Origin of the sequence: Microbacterium mangrovi, from assembly GCF_000802305.1 — a bacterium.
Taxonomy (GTDB): Bacteria; Actinomycetota; Actinomycetes; order Actinomycetales; family Microbacteriaceae; genus Microbacterium; species Microbacterium mangrovi.
The window spans coordinates 148,533-166,592 of sequence record NZ_JTDK01000001.1 but is presented as its reverse complement, the minus strand read 5'-3'; the positions used below and the strand labels follow the sequence as shown (position 1 = coordinate 166,592).

Annotated in this window: 18 protein-coding genes; 7 read left to right on the top strand and 11 right to left on the bottom strand. The window is 71.1% G+C overall.

The features are described 5' to 3' along the window. Nucleotides 1–110: 110 nt before the first annotated feature. Nucleotides 111–926, bottom strand: coding sequence for a hypothetical protein (locus tag LK09_RS00800; protein WP_039394332.1), 816 nt, complete (start codon nucleotides 924–926; stop codon nucleotides 111–113). Between the two features lie 302 nt (nucleotides 927–1,228). Between LK09_RS00800 and LK09_RS00795 the strand changes: the two genes are divergently transcribed. Beyond that, nucleotides 1,229–1,600, top strand: a complete 372-nt coding sequence (locus LK09_RS00795) for a hypothetical protein (RefSeq protein WP_039394329.1) — start codon at nucleotides 1,229–1,231, stop codon at nucleotides 1,598–1,600. 148 nt (nucleotides 1,601–1,748) lie between these two features. On the opposite strand, the gene LK09_RS00785 is transcribed toward LK09_RS00795, so the two are convergent. The 9 genes from LK09_RS00785 to LK09_RS00745 all read right to left on the bottom strand — a co-directional run bounded on the left by LK09_RS00785 (nucleotide 1,749) and on the right by LK09_RS00745 (nucleotide 11,958). Further along, nucleotides 1,749–2,981 carry a D-arabinono-1,4-lactone oxidase gene (locus LK09_RS00785; RefSeq protein WP_039394323.1) on the bottom strand — a complete coding sequence of 411 codons (1,233 nt, stop codon included), beginning with the start codon at nucleotides 2,979–2,981 and terminating at the stop codon, nucleotides 1,749–1,751. A 65-nt stretch (nucleotides 2,982–3,046) separates the two neighbouring features. Beyond that, nucleotides 3,047–4,552 (bottom strand): arabinosylfuranosidase ArfA, encoded by a 1,506-nt coding sequence (arfA, locus tag LK09_RS00780; protein ID WP_039394320.1) that lies wholly within the window; start codon nucleotides 4,550–4,552, stop codon nucleotides 3,047–3,049. A 54-nt stretch (nucleotides 4,553–4,606) separates the two neighbouring features. Continuing rightward, nucleotides 4,607–5,617, bottom strand: coding sequence for an aldo/keto reductase family protein (locus LK09_RS00775; RefSeq protein ID WP_039394318.1), 1,011 nt, complete (start codon nucleotides 5,615–5,617; stop codon nucleotides 4,607–4,609). Between the two features lie 49 nt (nucleotides 5,618–5,666). Then, the gene (locus LK09_RS00770) at nucleotides 5,667–6,617 is read right to left on the bottom strand and encodes an aldose 1-epimerase family protein (protein WP_039394315.1); all 951 of its coding nucleotides are present in this window, start codon (nucleotides 6,615–6,617) and stop codon (nucleotides 5,667–5,669) included. Between the two features lies 1 nt (nucleotide 6,618). Beyond that, on the bottom strand, nucleotides 6,619–8,121 hold the full coding sequence (araA, locus tag LK09_RS00765) for an L-arabinose isomerase (RefSeq protein ID WP_039394312.1): 1,503 nt from the start codon (nucleotides 8,119–8,121) through the stop codon (nucleotides 6,619–6,621). Nucleotides 8,122–8,234: 113 nt separating this feature from the next. Beyond that, nucleotides 8,235–9,836: a xylulokinase gene (locus LK09_RS00760; RefSeq protein ID WP_039394309.1), complete on the bottom strand. Its 1,602-nt coding sequence runs from the start codon at nucleotides 9,834–9,836 to the stop codon at nucleotides 8,235–8,237. After that, nucleotides 9,833–10,540 (bottom strand): L-ribulose-5-phosphate 4-epimerase, encoded by a 708-nt coding sequence (locus LK09_RS00755; protein ID WP_197060937.1) that lies wholly within the window; start codon nucleotides 10,538–10,540, stop codon nucleotides 9,833–9,835. Before LK09_RS00755 ends, LK09_RS00760 begins: the two co-directional genes overlap by 4 nt. A gap of 117 nt (nucleotides 10,541–10,657) precedes the next feature. Next, complete coding sequence (locus tag LK09_RS00750) at nucleotides 10,658–11,668, bottom strand: LacI family DNA-binding transcriptional regulator (protein WP_039394303.1); 1,011 nt, start codon at nucleotides 11,666–11,668, stop codon at nucleotides 10,658–10,660. 29 nt (nucleotides 11,669–11,697) lie between these two features. Next, nucleotides 11,698–11,958 carry a hypothetical protein gene (locus tag LK09_RS00745; protein ID WP_039394301.1) on the bottom strand — a complete coding sequence of 87 codons (261 nt, stop codon included), beginning with the start codon at nucleotides 11,956–11,958 and terminating at the stop codon, nucleotides 11,698–11,700. A 162-nt stretch (nucleotides 11,959–12,120) separates the two neighbouring features. Between LK09_RS00745 and LK09_RS00740 the strand changes: the two genes are divergently transcribed. Beyond that, a complete protein-coding gene (locus LK09_RS00740) occupies nucleotides 12,121–12,687 on the top strand; it encodes a flavin reductase family protein (protein ID WP_039394298.1) in 567 nt (188 codons plus the stop codon). A 209-nt stretch (nucleotides 12,688–12,896) separates the two neighbouring features. On the opposite strand, the gene LK09_RS00735 is transcribed toward LK09_RS00740, so the two are convergent. Beyond that, nucleotides 12,897–13,901: a ketopantoate reductase family protein gene (locus LK09_RS00735; protein WP_039394295.1), complete on the bottom strand. Its 1,005-nt coding sequence runs from the start codon at nucleotides 13,899–13,901 to the stop codon at nucleotides 12,897–12,899. Nucleotides 13,902–14,093: 192 nt separating this feature from the next. Here LK09_RS00735 and LK09_RS00730 point away from each other — a divergent pair, with 192 nt between their 5' ends. From LK09_RS00730 to LK09_RS00710, 5 genes are all read left to right on the top strand, one after another. Further along, the gene (locus LK09_RS00730; protein ID WP_039394890.1) at nucleotides 14,094–14,450 is read left to right on the top strand and encodes a carboxymuconolactone decarboxylase family protein; all 357 of its coding nucleotides are present in this window, start codon (nucleotides 14,094–14,096) and stop codon (nucleotides 14,448–14,450) included. Nucleotides 14,451–14,462: 12 nt separating this feature from the next. Further along, entirely contained in the window at nucleotides 14,463–15,029 is a 567-nt protein-coding gene (locus tag LK09_RS00725) for a GNAT family N-acetyltransferase (RefSeq protein WP_052226243.1), read from the top strand. A 165-nt stretch (nucleotides 15,030–15,194) separates the two neighbouring features. Next, complete coding sequence (locus LK09_RS00720) at nucleotides 15,195–16,118, top strand: amino acid ABC transporter permease (RefSeq protein ID WP_156138590.1); 924 nt, start codon at nucleotides 15,195–15,197, stop codon at nucleotides 16,116–16,118. Beyond that, nucleotides 16,115–16,924 (top strand): amino acid ABC transporter ATP-binding protein, encoded by an 810-nt coding sequence (locus LK09_RS00715; protein ID WP_052226242.1) that lies wholly within the window; start codon nucleotides 16,115–16,117, stop codon nucleotides 16,922–16,924. The genes LK09_RS00720 and LK09_RS00715 overlap by 4 nt, the downstream gene beginning before the upstream one ends. Before the next feature lie 43 nt (nucleotides 16,925–16,967). Further along, nucleotides 16,968–17,981 carry an ABC transporter substrate-binding protein gene (locus LK09_RS00710; protein WP_039394292.1) on the top strand — a complete coding sequence of 338 codons (1,014 nt, stop codon included), beginning with the start codon at nucleotides 16,968–16,970 and terminating at the stop codon, nucleotides 17,979–17,981. The last annotated feature ends 79 nt before the right edge of the window (nucleotides 17,982–18,060 follow it).

Genomic DNA, 18,060 nt, shown 5'->3' with positions numbered 1-18,060 from the left:
GGTTGCGTGGAAATTGAGTGGTCCCAGCCCCGGATTGAGTGGTGATTCGGGGATATTGAGTAGTCCGCGCGCTTTTCTGTGCAACGCACCCCGTGACGGGGGCCTGGGGCTCAGCGTGGCGTCTGCGCGGTCCGGCTCTCCACTGCGCGCGAGCGCAGCCAGGCGAAGGTCGCGGCCGCCAGGACCCACGCCACCAGGGTGCAGAGCGCGACGACCGACGGGAGCTGTGCCGTCCCGGGCTCGTCGGCGAACACGACGTTCTTCGCGACCGCGAGCGGCAGAACGGCGGTGAGGTCGTAGATCCACTGCTGCCTGGCCGCCAGCAGGTACCCGAGGTCGACCGTCAGCGGCAGCACGAACAGGAGCCCCACGGTCGTGATGACGGCCGTGCGCCGTGACGGGAGGACGCTGCCGATCGCTCGTCCGAGGACGCCGAGGAGCGCGGTCGACAGCGCGGCCGCGAACACCGGAAGCCACGTCGCGCCGAAACTGCCCGCGTCGAGTCCGATGCCCTTGTCGGTGAGGATCGGCGAGACCACGAGAACGGAGCCCGCGTAGGTCGCCGCGGAAAGGACGAACACGGCGGTGCCGAACGCGGCGCCGGCGGCGACGTGGGCGCCCGGCCGCGAGGAGGGCGATCCGACCGCGAGAGCGCCCGGGGTGCGCCCGACCGAGATCGCCCCGCAGATCCCGGCACCGATCATCGCGGGCTTCACCAGCGCGAACACCACCTGCATCGCGGGAACCGCCGCCCCCGTGACGGCCTGCGCCACGACGACGGCGAGCCCGATCGTGATGGCGGCGATGATTCCTGCTGCCACCCAGGTGGAGCCGGCCCGTGCCGACCGCACCAGCTCGGCGCGGAAGACGACGGCGTCCTCCTGCATCGACCGCTGCGGACCGCGATCGTGGGATGCATCGTTCATGGGCGTCCTCCGGGATCGAATCGGCCGCACCGACCGAGGAGTCGAGCGTAGGCATCGGGGTGGCGCCCGGATCGGCGAATCCCGGTCGTTGAGTGCAGATCTTCGCGTTTTGAGTAGCACCCCTCTCCTTTTCGTGGTGCGTCCCCTCCTGCACAAGAAATCCGAACCAGCACTCAAAAAGCGGCCGAACGCACTCAAAGACCTGGATGCAGGAGGTTCCGCCTTTCCCTCCTGGGAGGGTGAGGGGGCGGCCGACGCTGCTCGCGTCCCGCTTCACCCTCATTCGGAGCAAAGAAATGCACATGACACTCGCGCTCGGCGTCACCGGCCTCGTCATCGGGCTCGGCGCGCTCGGCATCGTCCTCGCCGCGGTCGGCACCGCCGCCGCCATCGTCACCGTCCGCCGACGCCGGCGCGGCACGTCCTGGGCGTTCGTCATCCTCGCCACGTCCGCGGCGCTCGTCAGCGCCCCGCTCCCCCTGCAGATCTACTGGCCCGCCTGGACGGCGCTCGGCGTCGCCTGCGCGGTCGCGGCCGTCTTCGTGACGGGGCGTCCGCGCCGCGACGGGCTCCGTGCACCGCGCACGGCCTCGAGCGTCACGACCACCGTGCCGACCACCCGGACGACGCCCGTGCTGACGCTCCCGCTCACGACGGTGGGCGGCGCGGAATGAAGATCCTCCGAGACAAGGTGCTCATCCCGATCGACCCGCATCGACTCCTCGCGCCGCCCTCGACACGGCGCCCCGCGCGACCCGGGTACGCAACCGCGCTCGGGATCGGCGATGACGACCGGATGCCGGCCGACGTGGAGGCGCCCCGCTACAGGCCGAGGACCCGGCGCGTGTAGTCGTTGCGGAACGTTCCGTCAGGATCGAGCTCGCGCACCAGGGCCGCGGCATCCTCGAACCGCGGGTAGAGCCCGCCGAGCTCGCTCATCGCGAACCACTTGCCCCAGTGCGGCCGCGGCGCGAACGGCGCGAGCGCCGCTTCGATCTCGGGCAACAGGGCCTTCACCTCGGGCGCCTCGCGCCGGAACGTGAAGTGGATGCCGAGGGACGTGCGACCGGCCGCGGTGCTCAGCCACAGGTCGTCCGCCGCGACGGTGCGCAGCTCCGTGATCAGCAGCAGCGGGTCGATCCGGTCGGACAGTGCGCGCACGGCCGACAGGGCGGCCGTCGCGTCGGCGAAGTCCACGAAGTACTCGGACTGGATCTCCTCGCCCTGCGCCGACGGCTGCCGGTCGAACCGGAAGTGCGGCAGCCGGGCGTGCCACGGACCGGGCTCGCCCTGCACCGTCACGTTGTCGGTGTCGTCGCCGACGATCGGCATCTGCACGCGGGCACGATCACCGCCCCAGCGGGTGTCGGGCACCTCGTCGCCGGGGAGCCTGGTCTTCACCCAGACCTGGACGGCATCGGTCCCCCAGTGGCCGAACACGCTGACGCTGTAGCCTGCACCGAACACCGCGGCGGGATCATCGAGCACCGCCTGCCACGGAACGTCGAGGTAGACATCCTGACGCACCTCGTAGCCGGGCTGCACGGCGAGGGTCACGTGGGTCACGACGCCGAGCATCCCGAGGTGCACGACCGCACCGGCGAAGCGCGGGTCGGAGCGGTCGAGGTGAAGCAGGCCGCCGTCGGCGGTCACCAGGTCGAGGCCGGTCACCGAGGTCGACAGGTTGCCGTTGGCGAGGCCGGATCCGTGCGTGGCCGTGGCCGTCGCTCCCCCGACGGAGATGTGCGGCAGCGACCCCATGTTCGCGAGCGCCCACCCGCGCGCATCGATCGCGGCGGCGATCCGGGCGAACGGCAGCTGTGCGGGCACCCGGACGGTCGCGGCATCCTCGTCGAGCTCGATGTCGTCCGGCATGTCGGCCAGCGAGATCAGCGTGCGACCCTCAGCGAGGTCGTTGAACGAGTGGAACGTGCCCACTGCCCGGACACCGCCGCCGGATTCGGCGACCAGCCGCTGCACCTCGCCGACGCTGCGGGGATGGTCGGCCAAGGCCGCCGCGAACGTCCATGTCCCCGCCCAGTTGGTGAGTGTCACCTGTTCCTCCTCGAAATCTCGCGGGCGCCGGCACCGGCCCCGCCTCGAACTCTACGACGTGGCCGTCACGCCAGCGACAGCGCCGTCCAGGACACGGGCGGCAGCACCACGGTCACCACGCCGTCGGCGATCTCCGCCGACGCGTTCGGCGCGAGACCCACGCGGTTCTGGTCGGCGAGCGTGTTCTTGGCGTACGGGTCGGCGTCGGCCAGCGTCACCGCCTCGGCGATGCGGGATGCCCCGAGACTGCGGGCATCCACGGTGACCGTCTGCGACTCGGTCGTCGAGCGGTTCACGAGGAACACCGCCCCGGTGCCGGTCTCGTCGTCGAAGGTGCCGAGCGCGTCCAGCAGGGCCGCCTCGCCGTGCACGGCGGTCTCGTACGTCTCGGAGGTGACGCGGGTCTGCAGCGCCGCGCCCCGAGCGAGGCGGCTCGTGACGGAGAACGGGAAGAAGGTGGTCTGACGCCAGGCATCCCCACCCGGCTCCGTCATGATCGGCGCGATGACGTTCACGAGCTGAGCGAGGGATGCCGCGGTGACGCGGTCGCAGTTGCGCAGCAGGGTCATGAGCAGGTCGCCGAGCACCACGGCATCCGCGACCGAGTAGACGTCCTCCAGCTGACGCGGGGCGACGCGCCACTGGTCGCCTACCTCGTCCGAGGCCTGGTGCTCATCCAGGTACCAGATGTTCCACTCGTCGAACGAGAGCATGATGCGCTTCTTGGACTTGCGCCTGTCGCCGACGTGGTCGGCGGTGGCGACCACCGTGTCGATGAAGTACTGCATGTCCAGCGCGGAGGCCAGGAACGACCCCAGGTCGCCGCCGCGCTCCTGGTAATAGGCGTGGCACGACACGTAATCGACGTTGTCGTACGCGTGCTCGAGGACGACGCGCTCCCACTCGCCGAAGGTCGGCATCCCCGACCCGCTCGACCCGCACACGACCAGCTCGAGGTCCTTGTCGGCCATCTTCATGGCGGCCGCCGTGCGCGCGGCGAGCTTGCCGTAGTCGTCGGCCGTCATGTACCCGGTCTGCCAGGGGCCGTCCATCTCGTTGCCCAGGCACCACATGCGGATATCGTGCGGCTCGGGCGTCCCGTTCGCGATGCGCTCGTCGCTGAGCGCGGTGCCGGACGGGTGGTTGGCGTATTCGAGCAGGTCGAGGGCGGCCTCGATGCCGCGCGTGCCGAGGTTCACGGCGAGCATCAGCTCGGAGCCGGTGAGCTTCAGCCAGCGCGCGAACTCGTCGAGGCCCACCTGGTTGGTCTCGAGCGAGTGCCAGGCGAGGTCGCGGCGCACCGGGCGCTTGTCGCGCGGGCCGACGCTGTCCTCCCACCGGAACCCGGAGACGAAGTTGCCGCCGGGGTAGCGGATCGTGGTCGATCCCAGCTCTTTGACGAGGTCGACCACGTCGCGGCGGAAGCCGTCGGCATCCGCCGTGGGATGCCCCGGCTCGTAGATGCCGTCGTAGACGCAGCGACCCAGGTGCTCGACGAACGAGCCGAACAGGCGGCGGTTGATCGGGGCGATGACGGATCGGCGGTCGAGCTCGACGTGGGCGGTGGGCATGGTGTTCCTCGGAGGTGTGCGGATGGAATCGGGAGGCGGGATGCCCCGGGGGCGTCAGACCAGGCGGGTCCTGGGCGAGACGCCGTCGGTCAGCGAGCCGTCGCGCTCCGGGACGTCGCCGAGCGCCTCGTCGATCGCGGCCATCGTGTCGGCGTCGAGCTTCACTCCGGATGCCGCGACGTTCGATGCGATCTGCTCGGGGCGGGATGCCCCCACGAGCGCCGTCGCGACGTTCGGGTTCTGCAGCACCCACGCGACCGCCAGCTGCGGCATCGTGAGCCCCGCCTCGTCGGCGATCGGCTTGAGCCGCTGGACGGCAGTGAGCACGTCGTCACGCAGGAACGACTTGATGAACTCCGCGCCGCTCTTGTCGTCGGTGGCGCGGGATCCCGCAGGAACCGGCTGCCCGGGCAGGTACTTGCCCGACAGCACCCCCTGCGCCATCGGCGACCAGACCACCTGCGACAGGCCGAGCTCCTCGCTGGCCGGCACCACCCGCTCCTCGATCACGCGCCACAGCATCGAGTACTGCGGCTGGTTCGAGACGAACGGGACGTGCAGCTCCCGGGCGAGCTCGGCGCCGGCGCGCAGCTGGTCGGCCGTCCACTCCGAGACGCCGATGTACAGCGCCTTGCCCTGGCGGACGATGTCCGCGAAGGCCTGGAACGTCTCCTCCAGCGGGGTCTCGTAGTCGAACCGGTGCGCCTGGTAGAGGTCGACGTAGTCGAGGCCGAGCCGCGTCAGCGAGCCGTTGATCGACTCCAGGATGTGCTTGCGGCTCAGCCCGGTGTCGTTCGGCCCCTTCGGGCCGGTCGGGAAGTAGACCTTCGTGAAGATCTCCAGCGACTCGCGGCGCTGACCGGCCAGCGCCTTGCCGAGCACGACCTCTGCGGCCGTGTTCGCATACGTGTCGGCGGTGTCGAACGTCGTGATCCCGGCATCCAGCGCGGCGTGCACGGTCGCGATCGCGGCGCTGTCGTCGACCTGCGAGGCGTGGGTCACCCAGTTGCCGTAGGTGATCTCCGAGATCTTCAGTCCGCTGTTGCCGAGGTACCTGTATTCCATGAGTGGTTTCTCTCCGGGTCGGTGTGATGTCGGGATTCTGGTGTGTGGGTCAGTGGATCGCGAGGATGCGCCAGCCGGCCGATGAGGATGCCCCCGGCGCGATGTGCCGCAGGCCGGCGTCGTACGGGTACTCCCCCGCGTTGAAGGCGTCCGGCGCACATGTCATCGGCTCGACGGCGAGCCCGGCGCGATGACCGGGAGCGCCCGGCATCAGGTCGGCGGTGTGCACCTGCACCCACGGGCAGGCGGCATCCCACGTGATCGCCACACCGCGGCCGTCCGCGTCCGTGAGGCGCACGGTGGCGTTGCCGGCGGCATCCCGCTGCAGGCCGGTATAGGCGTGATCGATCTCGGCCGGGCCGATCCGCCGGGGCGAGAGGTAGTCGAAGCGGTCCGCGTCGACAGTGGCCGCGGGCGCGAGCGAGATCGGGACGAGCCGGTCGGGCGTCACCTGCAGGAGGTCGGCGGCGGGCAGCTCCAGCGTCCAGTCGTCCACGGTCCCGTCCCCGGCGACCAGGTACGGGTGCGGCCCGGTCCCGTACGGCGCGGGCGTGTCGGACTCGTTCACGGCGGTCACCGTCTGGGTGAGTCCCCCGTCGGCATCCAGTGTGAACTCCGTGCGCACGAGCAGCCGCCACGGGTACCCCGTCTGCGGCTGGACGACCGTCTCGAGCACGACGTGCGACGGGCCGGAAGCCACCGTCGCCCAGTCCAGCCAGACCCCGAGGCCGTGCAGCGCGTGGCCTCGTTCCGGTTCGGTGAGGGGCAGCTGGTACTGCGTGCCCGCGTCGGTGTACCGGCCGTCGACGACCCGGTTCGGCCACGGCACGAGGGTCACCCCGCGGTAGGCGGGGCGCACCTGGTCGGCCCGGAACGGGACCACCAGGTCGCGGCCGGCGTGGGTGAGCGAGCGCAGGGATGCCCCCACGCTCGCGACCACGGCCTCGTAATCGCCGGATCGCAGCGTGTGCTGCGTGCCGGATGCGGGAACGTCTGCCATCTCAGAACCCCTGTGCAAGTCGGTAGTACGCCTGGTTCCAGCGGAGTTCGCGCTGGAATCCGCGCACCGTGGTCTCGTCGTCGATGACGACCAGTTCGGTGCCGGCGATCTCGGCGAAGTCGCGGAACACCTCGATGCCCACATTATTGGTCATCACGGTGTGGTGGGCCGCGCCGGCGGCCAGCCAGCAGGCGGCGGAAGTCGGGAAGTCGGGTTGCGGCTTCCAGACCGCGCGGCCGACCGGGAGCTTCGGCAGATCGGGGGCCTCCACGTTGTCGACGAGGTTCGCCACGAGCCGGAACCGATCTCGCAGGTCGCTCATCGCCACGACGAGCGCCGGCCCGGGGTCGGCGGTGAAGACGAGGCGCACCGGGTCGTCCTTGCCGCCGATGCCGAGCGGGTGGATCTCCAGGCGCGGCTTCTGCGAGGTCAGCACCGGCGACACCTCGAGCATGTGCGCGCCGAGGATCTTCTCGTCGCCGGGCACCAAGTCGTACGTGTAGTCCTCCATGAGGGATGCCCCGCCCGGACGCCCGGCACCCATGACGTTCGCGATGCGCACCAGGATCGCGGTCTTCCAGTCGCCCTCGGCGCCGAAGCCGTATCCCTCGGCCATGAGCCGCTGCACCGCGAGGCCGGGCAGCTGCGTCAGGGCGCCGAGATCCTCGAACGACGTGGTGAACGCCCCGAACCCGCCCGCTTCGAGGAAGGAGCGCAGGCCCACCTCGATCGCCGCGCCGTCGCGCAGCGACCGGTGCCGGTCCCCGCCCCCGCGAAGCTCCGGCGCGACGTCGTAGCACTCCTCGTACTCGGCGACGAGGGCGTCGACCTGCGCGTCGGAGGCGGCCGCGACCGCCTCGGCGAGCTCGTTCACACCCCACGTGTTCACCTGCACGCCGAACCGCAGCTCGGCCTCGGTCTTGTCGCCCTCGGTCACCGCGACGTAGCGCATGTTGTCGCCGAAGCGGGCGAGCTTGAGGGCGCGGGATGCCGCCCAGCCGGCGGCCGCCCGCTGCCAGTCCTCGATCTGCGTCCGCACCGCGGGGTGCGACACGTGCCCGACGACTGTCTTGCGCGCGACGCCGAGCCGGGTCTGGATGTACCCGAACTCACGGTCGCCGTGCGCGGCCTGGTTGAGGTTCATGAAGTCGAAGTCGATCTCGGCCCAGGGCAGCTCGACGTTCGCCTGGGTGTGCAGGTGCAGCAGCGGCTTGCGCAGCGCGTCGAGTCCGGCGATCCACATCTTGGCCGGGCTGAACGTGTGCATCCACGCGATCACGCCGATCACGTCGTCCCGCGCGTTCGCCTCCAGTGCGAGGCGACGGATGCCGTCCGGCTCGATGAGCACGGGCTTCCAGACCACGCGCACGGGCAGCCCGGCGAGCCCGGCCGCGACCGCCTGCGACTGCTCCGCGACCTGGCGGAGAGTGTCGTCGCCGTACAGCGACTGGCTGCCGGTGACGAACCAGACCTCGGAGGAGTCGAGGGTCGTGGAGAGCGGCATGGCTGGGTCCTTTCAGGGATTCACCGGTCGTTGAGCGAGCCGTCAGGCGAGACGAAACGCGCTGAACTCGTGAGCACATCGCGTTTCGTCTCGGGCCGCTTCGCGGGCCTCGCTCAACGACCGGAGGGGAAGGCGGCGACGGCGGCGGCTTCGACGGCGAGGCCGGCGCGGTAGCGGTCGAGGTAGGCGGCGAAGCCGGCGACGTCGGGCGGATCGGGGTCGGCGACGACGATGTCCGCGCCCGCGAACACGCACCCGTCGAGATATTCTCCGAGCGGCATATGCGCGTGCGAGAGATAGTCGGCGAGCACGGCGATGCCCCATGCCCCGCCCTCGGACGCCGTCGTGCCGACGGCGACCGGGGCATCCAGCGCGGCCGCGAGCAGACGCTGCGCGACCCCGGTGGTGCGGAACATGCCCCCGTGCGCGAACATCCGATCCAGGCGCACCCCCTCGTCGGTCAGCACCCGCATGCCGAGCGCGAGCGTGCCGAACGCGCCGAAGAGCTGGGCGCGCATGAGGTTCGCGAGGGTGAACGTGCTGTCCGGGCGCCGCACCAGCAGCGGACGGCCGTCGGCGAGCCCGGCGATCGGCTCGCCGGCGAGGTGGTTGTACGCGACGAGGCCGCCGGCATCCGTATCCCCCGCGAGCGCCTCGCGGAGCAGCACGTCGTACACGGCGTCCGGGTCGGCGGCCGCTCCGGACGCGGTGGCGAACCGGGTGAACAGCCCGGCCCAGACCGCCAGCTCGCTGCCACCGTTGTTGCAGTGCACCATCGCGACCGGGGACCCGTCGGGGGTGGCGACGAGGTCCAGCTCCTCGTGCACCGCGGCGAGCGGATGCTCGAGCACGACCATCGCGAAGATGCTCGTGCCCGCACTGACGTTGCCGGTGCGCGGGGCCACGGCGTTCGTGGCGACCATGCCGGTGCCGGCATCCCCCTCCGGCGGGCAGAAGGGGATGCCCGGCTGCAGCACACCGGTCGGGTCCAGCAGCAGCGCTCCGGCCTCGGTCAGCTCGCCGGCGGGCGTGCCGGCCGGAAGGGATGCAGGCAGCAGGGTGCGCAGCGGCGGGATCCGGCCCGCGGCCACCCGGTCGTAGCGCTCCAGCATCCCGGCGTCGTAGTCGCGGGTGCCTGCGTCGACGGGGAACATCCCGGAGGCCTCCCCGAAGCCGACGACCCGGCGACCGGTGAGCCGCCAGTGCACGTACCCGGCGAGGGTCGTCACGAAGGCGACGTCGGCGACGTGCGGCTCGGCATCCCGGACCGCCTGATGCAGGTGCGCGACCGACCACCGCAGCGGGATGTTGACGCGCAGCAGCTCGGTGAGCTCGGCCGCCGCCGCGCCCGTGCTCGTGTTGCGCCAGGTGCGGAACGGCACCAGCAGCTCCTCCGCCGCATCGAAGGCGAGGTAGCCGTGCATCATGCCCGACACTCCCGCAGCGCGGAGCGTCTGCAGGGGGATGCCGTAGCGGGCGCGCACGTCGGCGGCCAGCCGGGCGTAGGCGTCCTGCACGCCCGCCCACACGTCCTCGAGCGCATACGTCCAGCGCCCGTCGACCAGGCGGTTCTCCCATTCGTGGGCTCCGACCGCGAGGATGTCGGCTGGGGTGTCGCCGATCAGGCACGCCTTGATGCGCGTCGATCCGAGCTCGATGCCGAGCACTGCGCGACCGGCGGCGATCGCCTCGGCGGCCGCAGACGCGGCCATCATGCGTCCCGCCGCGCGTCGGCGGCCTGGCCGTACACGTTCTGGTAGCGGTGGTAGAGGGCGTCGACCGCTTCGCTCGGAATCGGCACGAGCGGACCCGCCTCGCGCGACAGGTGCACGGTGCGCGCGACGTCTTCGAGCATGACGGCGGCCTTCACGGCATCCCTCGCGTCCGTGCCGACGGTGAACGGGCCGTGGTTCTGCATCAGCACGGCGCGGCTGCGGTGCCCCCGCAGGGTCTGCACGATGCCGCGGCCGATCGAGTCGTCGCCGATGATCGCGAACGGCCCCACCGGGATCGGACCGCCGAACTCGTCGGCCATCGCGGTGATCACGCACGGGATCTCCTCGCCGCGCGCCGCCCACGCGACCGCGTAGGTCGAATGGGTGTGCACGACACCGCCGACCTCGGGCATGTGCCGGTACACGTACGCGTGTGCGGCGGTGTCGCTCGAGGGGGCCCGGTCGCTGCCCGGGGTTCCCGGGACGACGTTGCCGTCGAGGTCGCACAGGATCATGTTCGAGGCATCGAGGGCGTCGTACGAGACACCGGACGGCTTGATCACGAAAAGGTCGGCCCCGGGCACACGCCCGGACACGTTGCCGCCGGTCCACACCACCAGGCCGTATCGGACCAGCTCGCCGTGCAGCCGGGCGACGTCCTCTCGCACGCGGGCGATCGTCGCCTGCAGATCCTCGTCGGTCACAGACGGGATGTTACCGGTAACATTTCGGCGTTGGCAAGTCCAGGCGCGCTGAGCCTGTCGAAGCGCAATCGCCCGGGGTCGTGCCCTTCGACAAGCTCAGGGCGCGGGGGCGGGGGCTCAGGGCGCAGGGAGCGGCGGGGCGGTGGAGGCGCGGACGACGAGTTCCGGGCGGGCGGGCGGCGGAGGCGCGGAAAGACCCAGCACCTCGGCGACGCAGCGGCGCGCCTCCCCGGCCAGATCGAGCCGGATCGTCGTCAGCGCCGGGCGGTAGAACGCGGCATCCGGCGTGTCGTCGAACCCGACGATGCTCACCTCCCCCGGCAGGTCGAGTCCGGCGGATGCCAGACCCGCCATCAGCCCGAGCGCCATCTGGTCGTTGGCGACCACGACCGCCGTCGGCCCGGCGGATCCGCGCACCGCGGCGGCGACCCCGGCGGCGACCGCCGATCCGGAGGCGGCCGACCAGTCGCCCGACCAGCCCGGCCCGGCCCGGAGCCCCCGCACCGCCAGCGCATTTGCGAACCCGGCGGCGCGGGCACCCTCCTCGAGCCAGTCCGCCGGCCCGGCGATGCGCACGATGCGCCGGTGACCGAGGGCCGCGAGGTGCTCCACGGCGAGGGCGGCGCCCGCGGCCTGCTGCTCGGCGCCCGGCCCGGTGTGCAGCGCCGCGACCGGCACCCCCGGCGTGCGGGCGGCCAGGGCGGCGACCGTGCGTTCGTGCGCGGCGATCAGGATGACGCCGTCCACGCCCTGGGCCAGCAGATGCTCCAGCGCCGCGTCGACGGATGCCTCGTCGGCGGCATCCGCATAGGCTGTCGCCACCCACCGGCCCTCGCGACGAGCGGCCGTCTCGAGGGCGGCGATCCCCATCGAGGGCCCGTAGAGGGTGGCATCCGACGCGATCACCCCGAGGGTGCGGCTGCGGCTCGTGCCGAGCGCCCGGGCGGCGTTGTTCACGCGGTAGCCGAGCGCATCCATCGCCTCGCGAACGCGCTCGCGGGTCTCTGCGCGGATGCTCGGGTGATCGTTGATGACCCGCGACACGGTCTGCGTGGAGACGCCGGCGAGCGCCGCGACCTCCCGCACTCCGACGCGTCCGCTCGATCGCCCCGACGTCGTCTGTTCCATCAAACCCACGCTAGGCGAGGGGGATGCCGCTACTCGGTCTCGCGGACCGGGGCGACGGGGTCGCTGTCGGACGGGTCGAAGTGGTACTCCACCCGGGTCTCGCCGTCGAGCTCGCGGCGCTCCCCGGCCAGGTACCAGAACGTGGACTCCAGGCCCTGGACCGCCGCGAACGCCGCGATCCGGGGTTCGATCTCGCCGTCCACCAGGATCCGGCGGTCGTCGGTGCCCGCGAGGGGCCCGTCGACGTACTCGACGATGTACTCCGGCTCGTTCGGTGTCGTGTCAGTCACGCCGACTCCTTCGTTCGCGAAGCGGTGCTCCGCACGGTTGGGGGACTACGAGGCATTCTGGCACGGGCATCCACCCCCGGGCGGCGAGTCATGAACTGAAACATCGCGAAAGGCCCCGACACATCCCGGCGACGCGTCGCCGGGACCCCGTAGCGTCGCCCCATGATCACCACGCAGCGACCGGAATCCGCCCGCACCGAGCCGGCCTGGGAGTCGGCGTCGCTTCCGGCCGAGGACTTCAAGCTCCTCTTCCGCGGGCACCCGGGCGGGGTCGCGGTGATCACCGCCGAAGGGCCTGACGGCCCGGTCGCGCTGACGGCGACGTCCGTGTCGTCGGTGAGCGTGGACCCGCCGCTGCTGATCTTCTCGCTGTCGACGTTCTCGTCGGCCGCGCCCGCGATCGCCACCGCGCAGACCGTGGTCGTGCACCTGCTGGATGCCGACGACCTCGAGATCGCCCGGCTCGCCTCCACCAGCGGCGCCGACCGGTTCGCCGACCCGCTGCTGTGGACGCGGCTGATCAGCGGCGAACCCGTCTACCACGGGGTGCGCGCCTGGGTGCGCTGCGCCGTCACCGAGCGGATGAGCGCCGGAAGTTCCACCGTGATCGCGGCGCACGCGCTGCAGTCGAACATCGCCCGCAGCGCCGGATCGGAGGATGCCGGCGCCCCCCTCGTCTACCACGACCGCGGCTGGCACCGGCTCGGGGAGCACTCCCGCATCCGGTGAGGTCGCGCCGGGTGTTCCGCTGTCCTGCACGGCAGGATCGCCCGTCATTCAGGACAGTCGAACACCGCACCGGGCCGAGACGAGGGAGTTCCGCTGTCCTGGATGGCAGCGTTCGCTGCAATCCAGGACAGCGGAACAGGCTGCGAAGAGCCCGGGGCGCGCGGCGGACCGGCCGCCACCCGGGGGGGTCAGACCGAGGCCCGGGCGGATCAGACCGAGTAGCTCCAGCGGGGGCGGCTGAGCAGGTCGTAGACGAACTCGGGCGGCAGCGGCACCTCGCCGGGGCGGCCGCCGCGGGCCGCATGCGCGCCGAGGGCCCGCGCGACGGCGGCGTTCAACGGCGCGGTCAGACCGTGCTCGCGGGCGATCAGCACCACCTCGCCGCTGAGGAAGTCGACCTCGTTGGTGGTGCCGCGCGCGAAGCTCTGCCACGTCGACAGATGCCCGGGCACGTGACCGGCGACGTTCCCGATCTGCAGCGGCACGACACCCACCGGCGGCGGGGCGATCGGCAGCTTCGCCCGGGCGAACACGAACCGGGCCTCCTCGACGAGGGCGGCCTCGGCATCCTCCGCCTGCTCCAGCTCGGCGGCGAACACGTCGACCATGTTGTGCATGCTGGCCAGGAGCTTGCGGCGCTTGGCGGCGGCGATGTCGGGCTCGATCGCGGCGGCGAAACCGGCCGCGGCGAACGCGACCCGGTGCCGCTCCTCCTCACCCGGGAGGGACTTGGGGTATCCGCCCAGCCATGCCGCGCCGACCGTGGGATACGCCGGCGACACGACGACACCGGGCTCCAGATGACTGGAGGGGATGCCGACCGACACGCCGATCACCGTCGCGAACCGCCGCAGCGCGACGGCCTCGGTCGCGAGCCCGTTCTGCACTGTGAGGATCGGCAGGTCGGCGACGAGCCCCTCCCCGTCGGCCAGAGGCTGCCAGGCGATCGCGGCGATCGCGGACTCGGCATCCTGCGACTTCACCGCCAGCACGAGCGCGTCCGAGGAGGTCGGCAGCGCCTCGCCGATCGAATCGACGACGTGCACCCGCACGACCTCGTCGCCGTGCGGACGCCGGATGCGGATGCCGTCGCGGGCGATCGCGTCGTACTGCGCCCCGCGCGCCACCAGCGTCACCGGCACGTCGGCCAGGATCCACTGCGCCGCGAGGAGGCCGCCGAGCGCTCCCGCTCCGATGACGATGTACCGACTCATGATCCGCTCTCCCCGGTTCTCCGACGTTCTCCGCCCAGGATGACGCTCCTCTCAATGCAGCGGCGATCCCGATGTCAGCGAATTGCGAAATGCGACGGAATATGTCGCCGGAAACGTGATCCGGGGCCATTCGGTTACCGCATGTTTCCGGGCCGGATCCCGCGGCGGCCGAATAGCGGTGGAGTGGACCGCATGTCCCATTACCTCGACAGCGACGACAAGGCCTACAACCGCGTCTACAAGCAGGAGACCCCCGACATCCTGCGCGCCTTCAACGACTTCAACACGGCCGTGTTCGCCGCCGAAGGCCGGGAGCTGCCCCTCAAGTACCGGGAATTGATCGCCGTGGCCGTCGCGTTCACCACACAGTGCGTGTACTGCATCGACGGGCACAGCAAGAACGCGGTCGCCGCCGGCGCCACCGACGCGGAGCTCGCCGAGACGGCGTGGGTCGCCGCGGCCCTGCGCGCCGGAGCGTCGTACACGCACGGACGACTCGCGTTCAAGTTCACCGAGCACGAACGCCGGCACGAGCACACCTACGCCTGAAAGGATCAGCGGATGCCCTCCCTCGACACCCCCGACGCACTCCCGCTCACGTTCGTCCACGTCTCGCCGACCGACGAGCGCGCGGCCGTGCTGCTGGCCGACCTGGAGCGCGAATACGACGAGCGCTACAGCGACCTGCGCGTCGACGACGAGACCGCCGAAGCCGAGATCAACCGGTATCCGGCATCCCGGTTCCTGCCGCCGGACGGCGCGTTCCTGCTACTGCTCGAGGGCGACGAGGTCATCGCGGGCGGAGCGTTCATGCGGTTCGTCGCCGACGAGGAGACCCACGCCTTCCCGAGCGCGGACCCCGAGGCGGATGCCTCGACCGTGGAGTTCAAGCGCATCTGGACGCACCGCGACCACCGCCGGCGCGGACTCAGCCGCCGCGTGCTGCGCGAACTCGAAGCGGAGGCATCCCGGCGTGGCTACACGCGCGTGTTCCTCACCACCGGGCCCCGCCAGCCCGAGGCGCAGAACCTCTACCGGGTCGAGGGCTACACCGCGCTGCCGCTCGCCGAGGTGTACGAGGGCTTCGTCGTGCACCCGTTCGAGAAGCGCCTCCCGGCCGCTGAATAGCGGCGCCTACCGCCCTCCGAAAGGCCTCCGGAATCGTCATTCCGGAGGCCTTTTCGCGCGCATCCGGCATTCCGCGCGAATTGTGTTTCGCAATATGGCGTTCCGGTGACGCAGCGTGTCGGAATTCCTTTGACCGGCATCCGGCCCGGCCCGTAACTTCGCCCCATGACAAGCGTGCTGAACCGAGTCCGGGAGACCCCCGTCGGCTCCGCGCGTCCCACCGCGGACGCGCTCACCGCGTCGGAGCTGCAGGCGCTCGCTTCGCGCGGCGTCCGCGGGCTCCGGCATCCCTGGCAGTGGATCGCCACCGCCCTCGTCCTCGTGCTCGGCCTCAACTTCGCCCAGACGCTGTTCTCGAACCCGGCGTGGGCGTGGGACCGCGTCGCGCACTGGCTGTTCGCGCCGGCCATCCTCGACGGCCTCGTGCTGACGCTGCAGGCGACGGCTCTCGCCGCCGTGGTGAGCTTCGCGGGCGGCATCGTGCTCGCCCTGATGAGGCTGTCGCACAGCCCCGTACTGAAGGGCGCGGCGTGGTTCTACATCTGGGTGTTCCGCTCCGTGCCGCTGATCCTCATCCTGATCTTCCTGTACAACCTGGGCAACCTGTACCCGTCCATCGGGGTCGGCATCCCGTTCGGGCCGCAGCTGCAGGTCCCGACGACGGTGGCCCTCAGCGACCTCGCGCTCGGCGTCATCGGGCTGAGCCTGGCGGAGACCGCCTATGCCGCCGAGATCGTCCGCTCGGGGCTGCTCTCGGTCGACCGCGGACAGCACGAGGCCGCGAAGGCCCTCGGCATCCCGCGCGGTCGGCAGTTCACCCGCATCGTGCTCCCCCAGGCGCTGCGGTCGATCGTGCCGTCCTACGTGAACCAGATCGTCGGTCTGCTGAAGGCCAGCTCGCTGCTGTTCTACGTGTCGCTGCTCGACCTGTTCGGGGTCGTGCAGAACCTGCAGTCGACCTACCCGAGCGACATCATCCCGCTGCTGGTGGTCGCCTCGATCTGGTACCTCGTGCTGACGAGCGCGATCTCGGTCGTGCAGTACTTCGTCGAGCGCTACTACGGGCGCGGACTGCGGGGTGCGCGATGAGCACGACGATTCCCGGACTCGTCGACGGGCAGGATGCCGCGGCCTCCCAGACCGCGGTCGAGATCCGCAACGCGCACAAGTCGTTCGGCGGCAAGACCGTGCTGCACGGCATCGACCTGACCATCCCGCGCGGCAGCGTCACCGTGATCCTCGGCCCGTCCGGCTCGGGCAAGTCCACGCTGCTGCGCGCGATCAACCACCTCGAGAAGCTCGACGAGGGCTACGTGCGAATCGACGGCGAGCTGATCGGCGTGCGCGTCGACGGCGACCGGCTGCGCGAACTCCCCGAGAAGCAGATCCTGCGGCAGCGGCTGCGGATCGGGTTCGTGTTCCAGAACTTCAACCTGTTCCCGCACCTCACCGTCACCGAGAACGTCGTCGAAGCACCCGTCTCGGCGGGCGTCCTCGGCAAGGCGGACGCCCGGCAGCGCGCCGCGGACCTCCTCGCCAAGGTGGGGCTCGCCGACAAGGCGGACGCCTACCCGCGCCAGCTCTCCGGCGGGCAGCAGCAGCGGGTCGCGATCGCCCGGGCCCTCGCCCTCGACCCCGACATCGTGCTGTTCGACGAACCCACCTCGGCCCTCGACCCCGAACTGGTCGGCGAGGTGCTGAACACCATCCGCACCCTCGCCGGCGGCGGTCGCACCCTGATCGTCGTGACCCACGAGATCGCCTTCGCCCGCGAGATCGCCGACCACGTCGTGTTCCTGTCCGACGGCGTGCTCGTCGAGCAGGGACCACCCAGCCGCGTCCTCGACGACCCGCAGCACCAGCGCACGCGGGACTTCCTGAGCCGAGTGCTCTGACACCCCCGACCCCCACCCTCACCACAGCACCCAAGGAGAAACCATGGCAACCCTCACCCGCACCCGACTCCGACGTCTCGGCGCCGCCACCCTCGCTGCGGCATCCCTCGCCGCCCTGCTGACCGCGTGCTCGGCCGCCGACGCGGCCACCGACAGCCCGGCATCCGGCAAGGTCACCGTCGGCGCGCACGCGAACGGCGCCGCCAAGGAGGTCACCCTCAGCGTCCCGGTCGACTCGAAGATCCGCGCCGAGCTGCCGGCATCCGTCCGCGACTCCGGACAGCTGCGCATCGGCGTCGGCGCGCTCCCCGCCGGCTACCCGCCCCTGGCGTTCACCGGCGACGACGCGAAGACCCTCACCGGCTCCGAGCCCGACCTCGGCCGGCTCGTCGCGGCCGTGCTCGGCCTGTCGCCGGTCGTCTCGAACGCCACGTGGGACAACCTGTTCGTCGGCATCGACACCGGCAAGACCGACATCGGGTTCTCGAACATCACCGACACCGAGCAGCGCAAGCAGAAGTACGACTTCGCGTCGTACCGCGACGACAACCTCGCCTTCGAGGTGCTGAAGTCCAACAACTGGGAGTTCGGCGGCGACTACAAGAACCTCGCCGGACTCACCGTCGCCGTCGGCGCCGGCACCAACCAGGAGAAGATCCTCCTGGAGTGGCAGAAGAAGCTGAAGGACGAGGGCAAGACGCTCACCGTCAAGTACTACCCCGACCAGAACTCGGTCAACCTGGCGCTGAACTCCGGCAAGATCGACGCCTACTTCGGCCCCAACCCGGGCATCGCCTACCACGAGAAGCAGACGGCCGGCACGGCGAACCCGACGCGCACCGCCGGCACCGTCTCGGGTGCGGGCGAGACCCTGCAGGGCCTCATCGCGGCGACCGTGAAGAAGGACAGCGGGCTGGCCAAGCCCGTCGCGGACGCCATCAACAAGCTCATCGCCGACGGCACCTACGCCAAGTGGCTGGCGGCGTACAACCTGTCCAACGAGGCCGTGGACAAGTCCCTGGTCAACCCCCCGGGCCTGCCCCTGGACAACCAGTAATACAGGTCGAAACGGCCGCCGCCCCCCGGGCTGCGGCCGTTTCGTCGTGCCCCGGCATCCGGACCACGTGCCTCGAGAC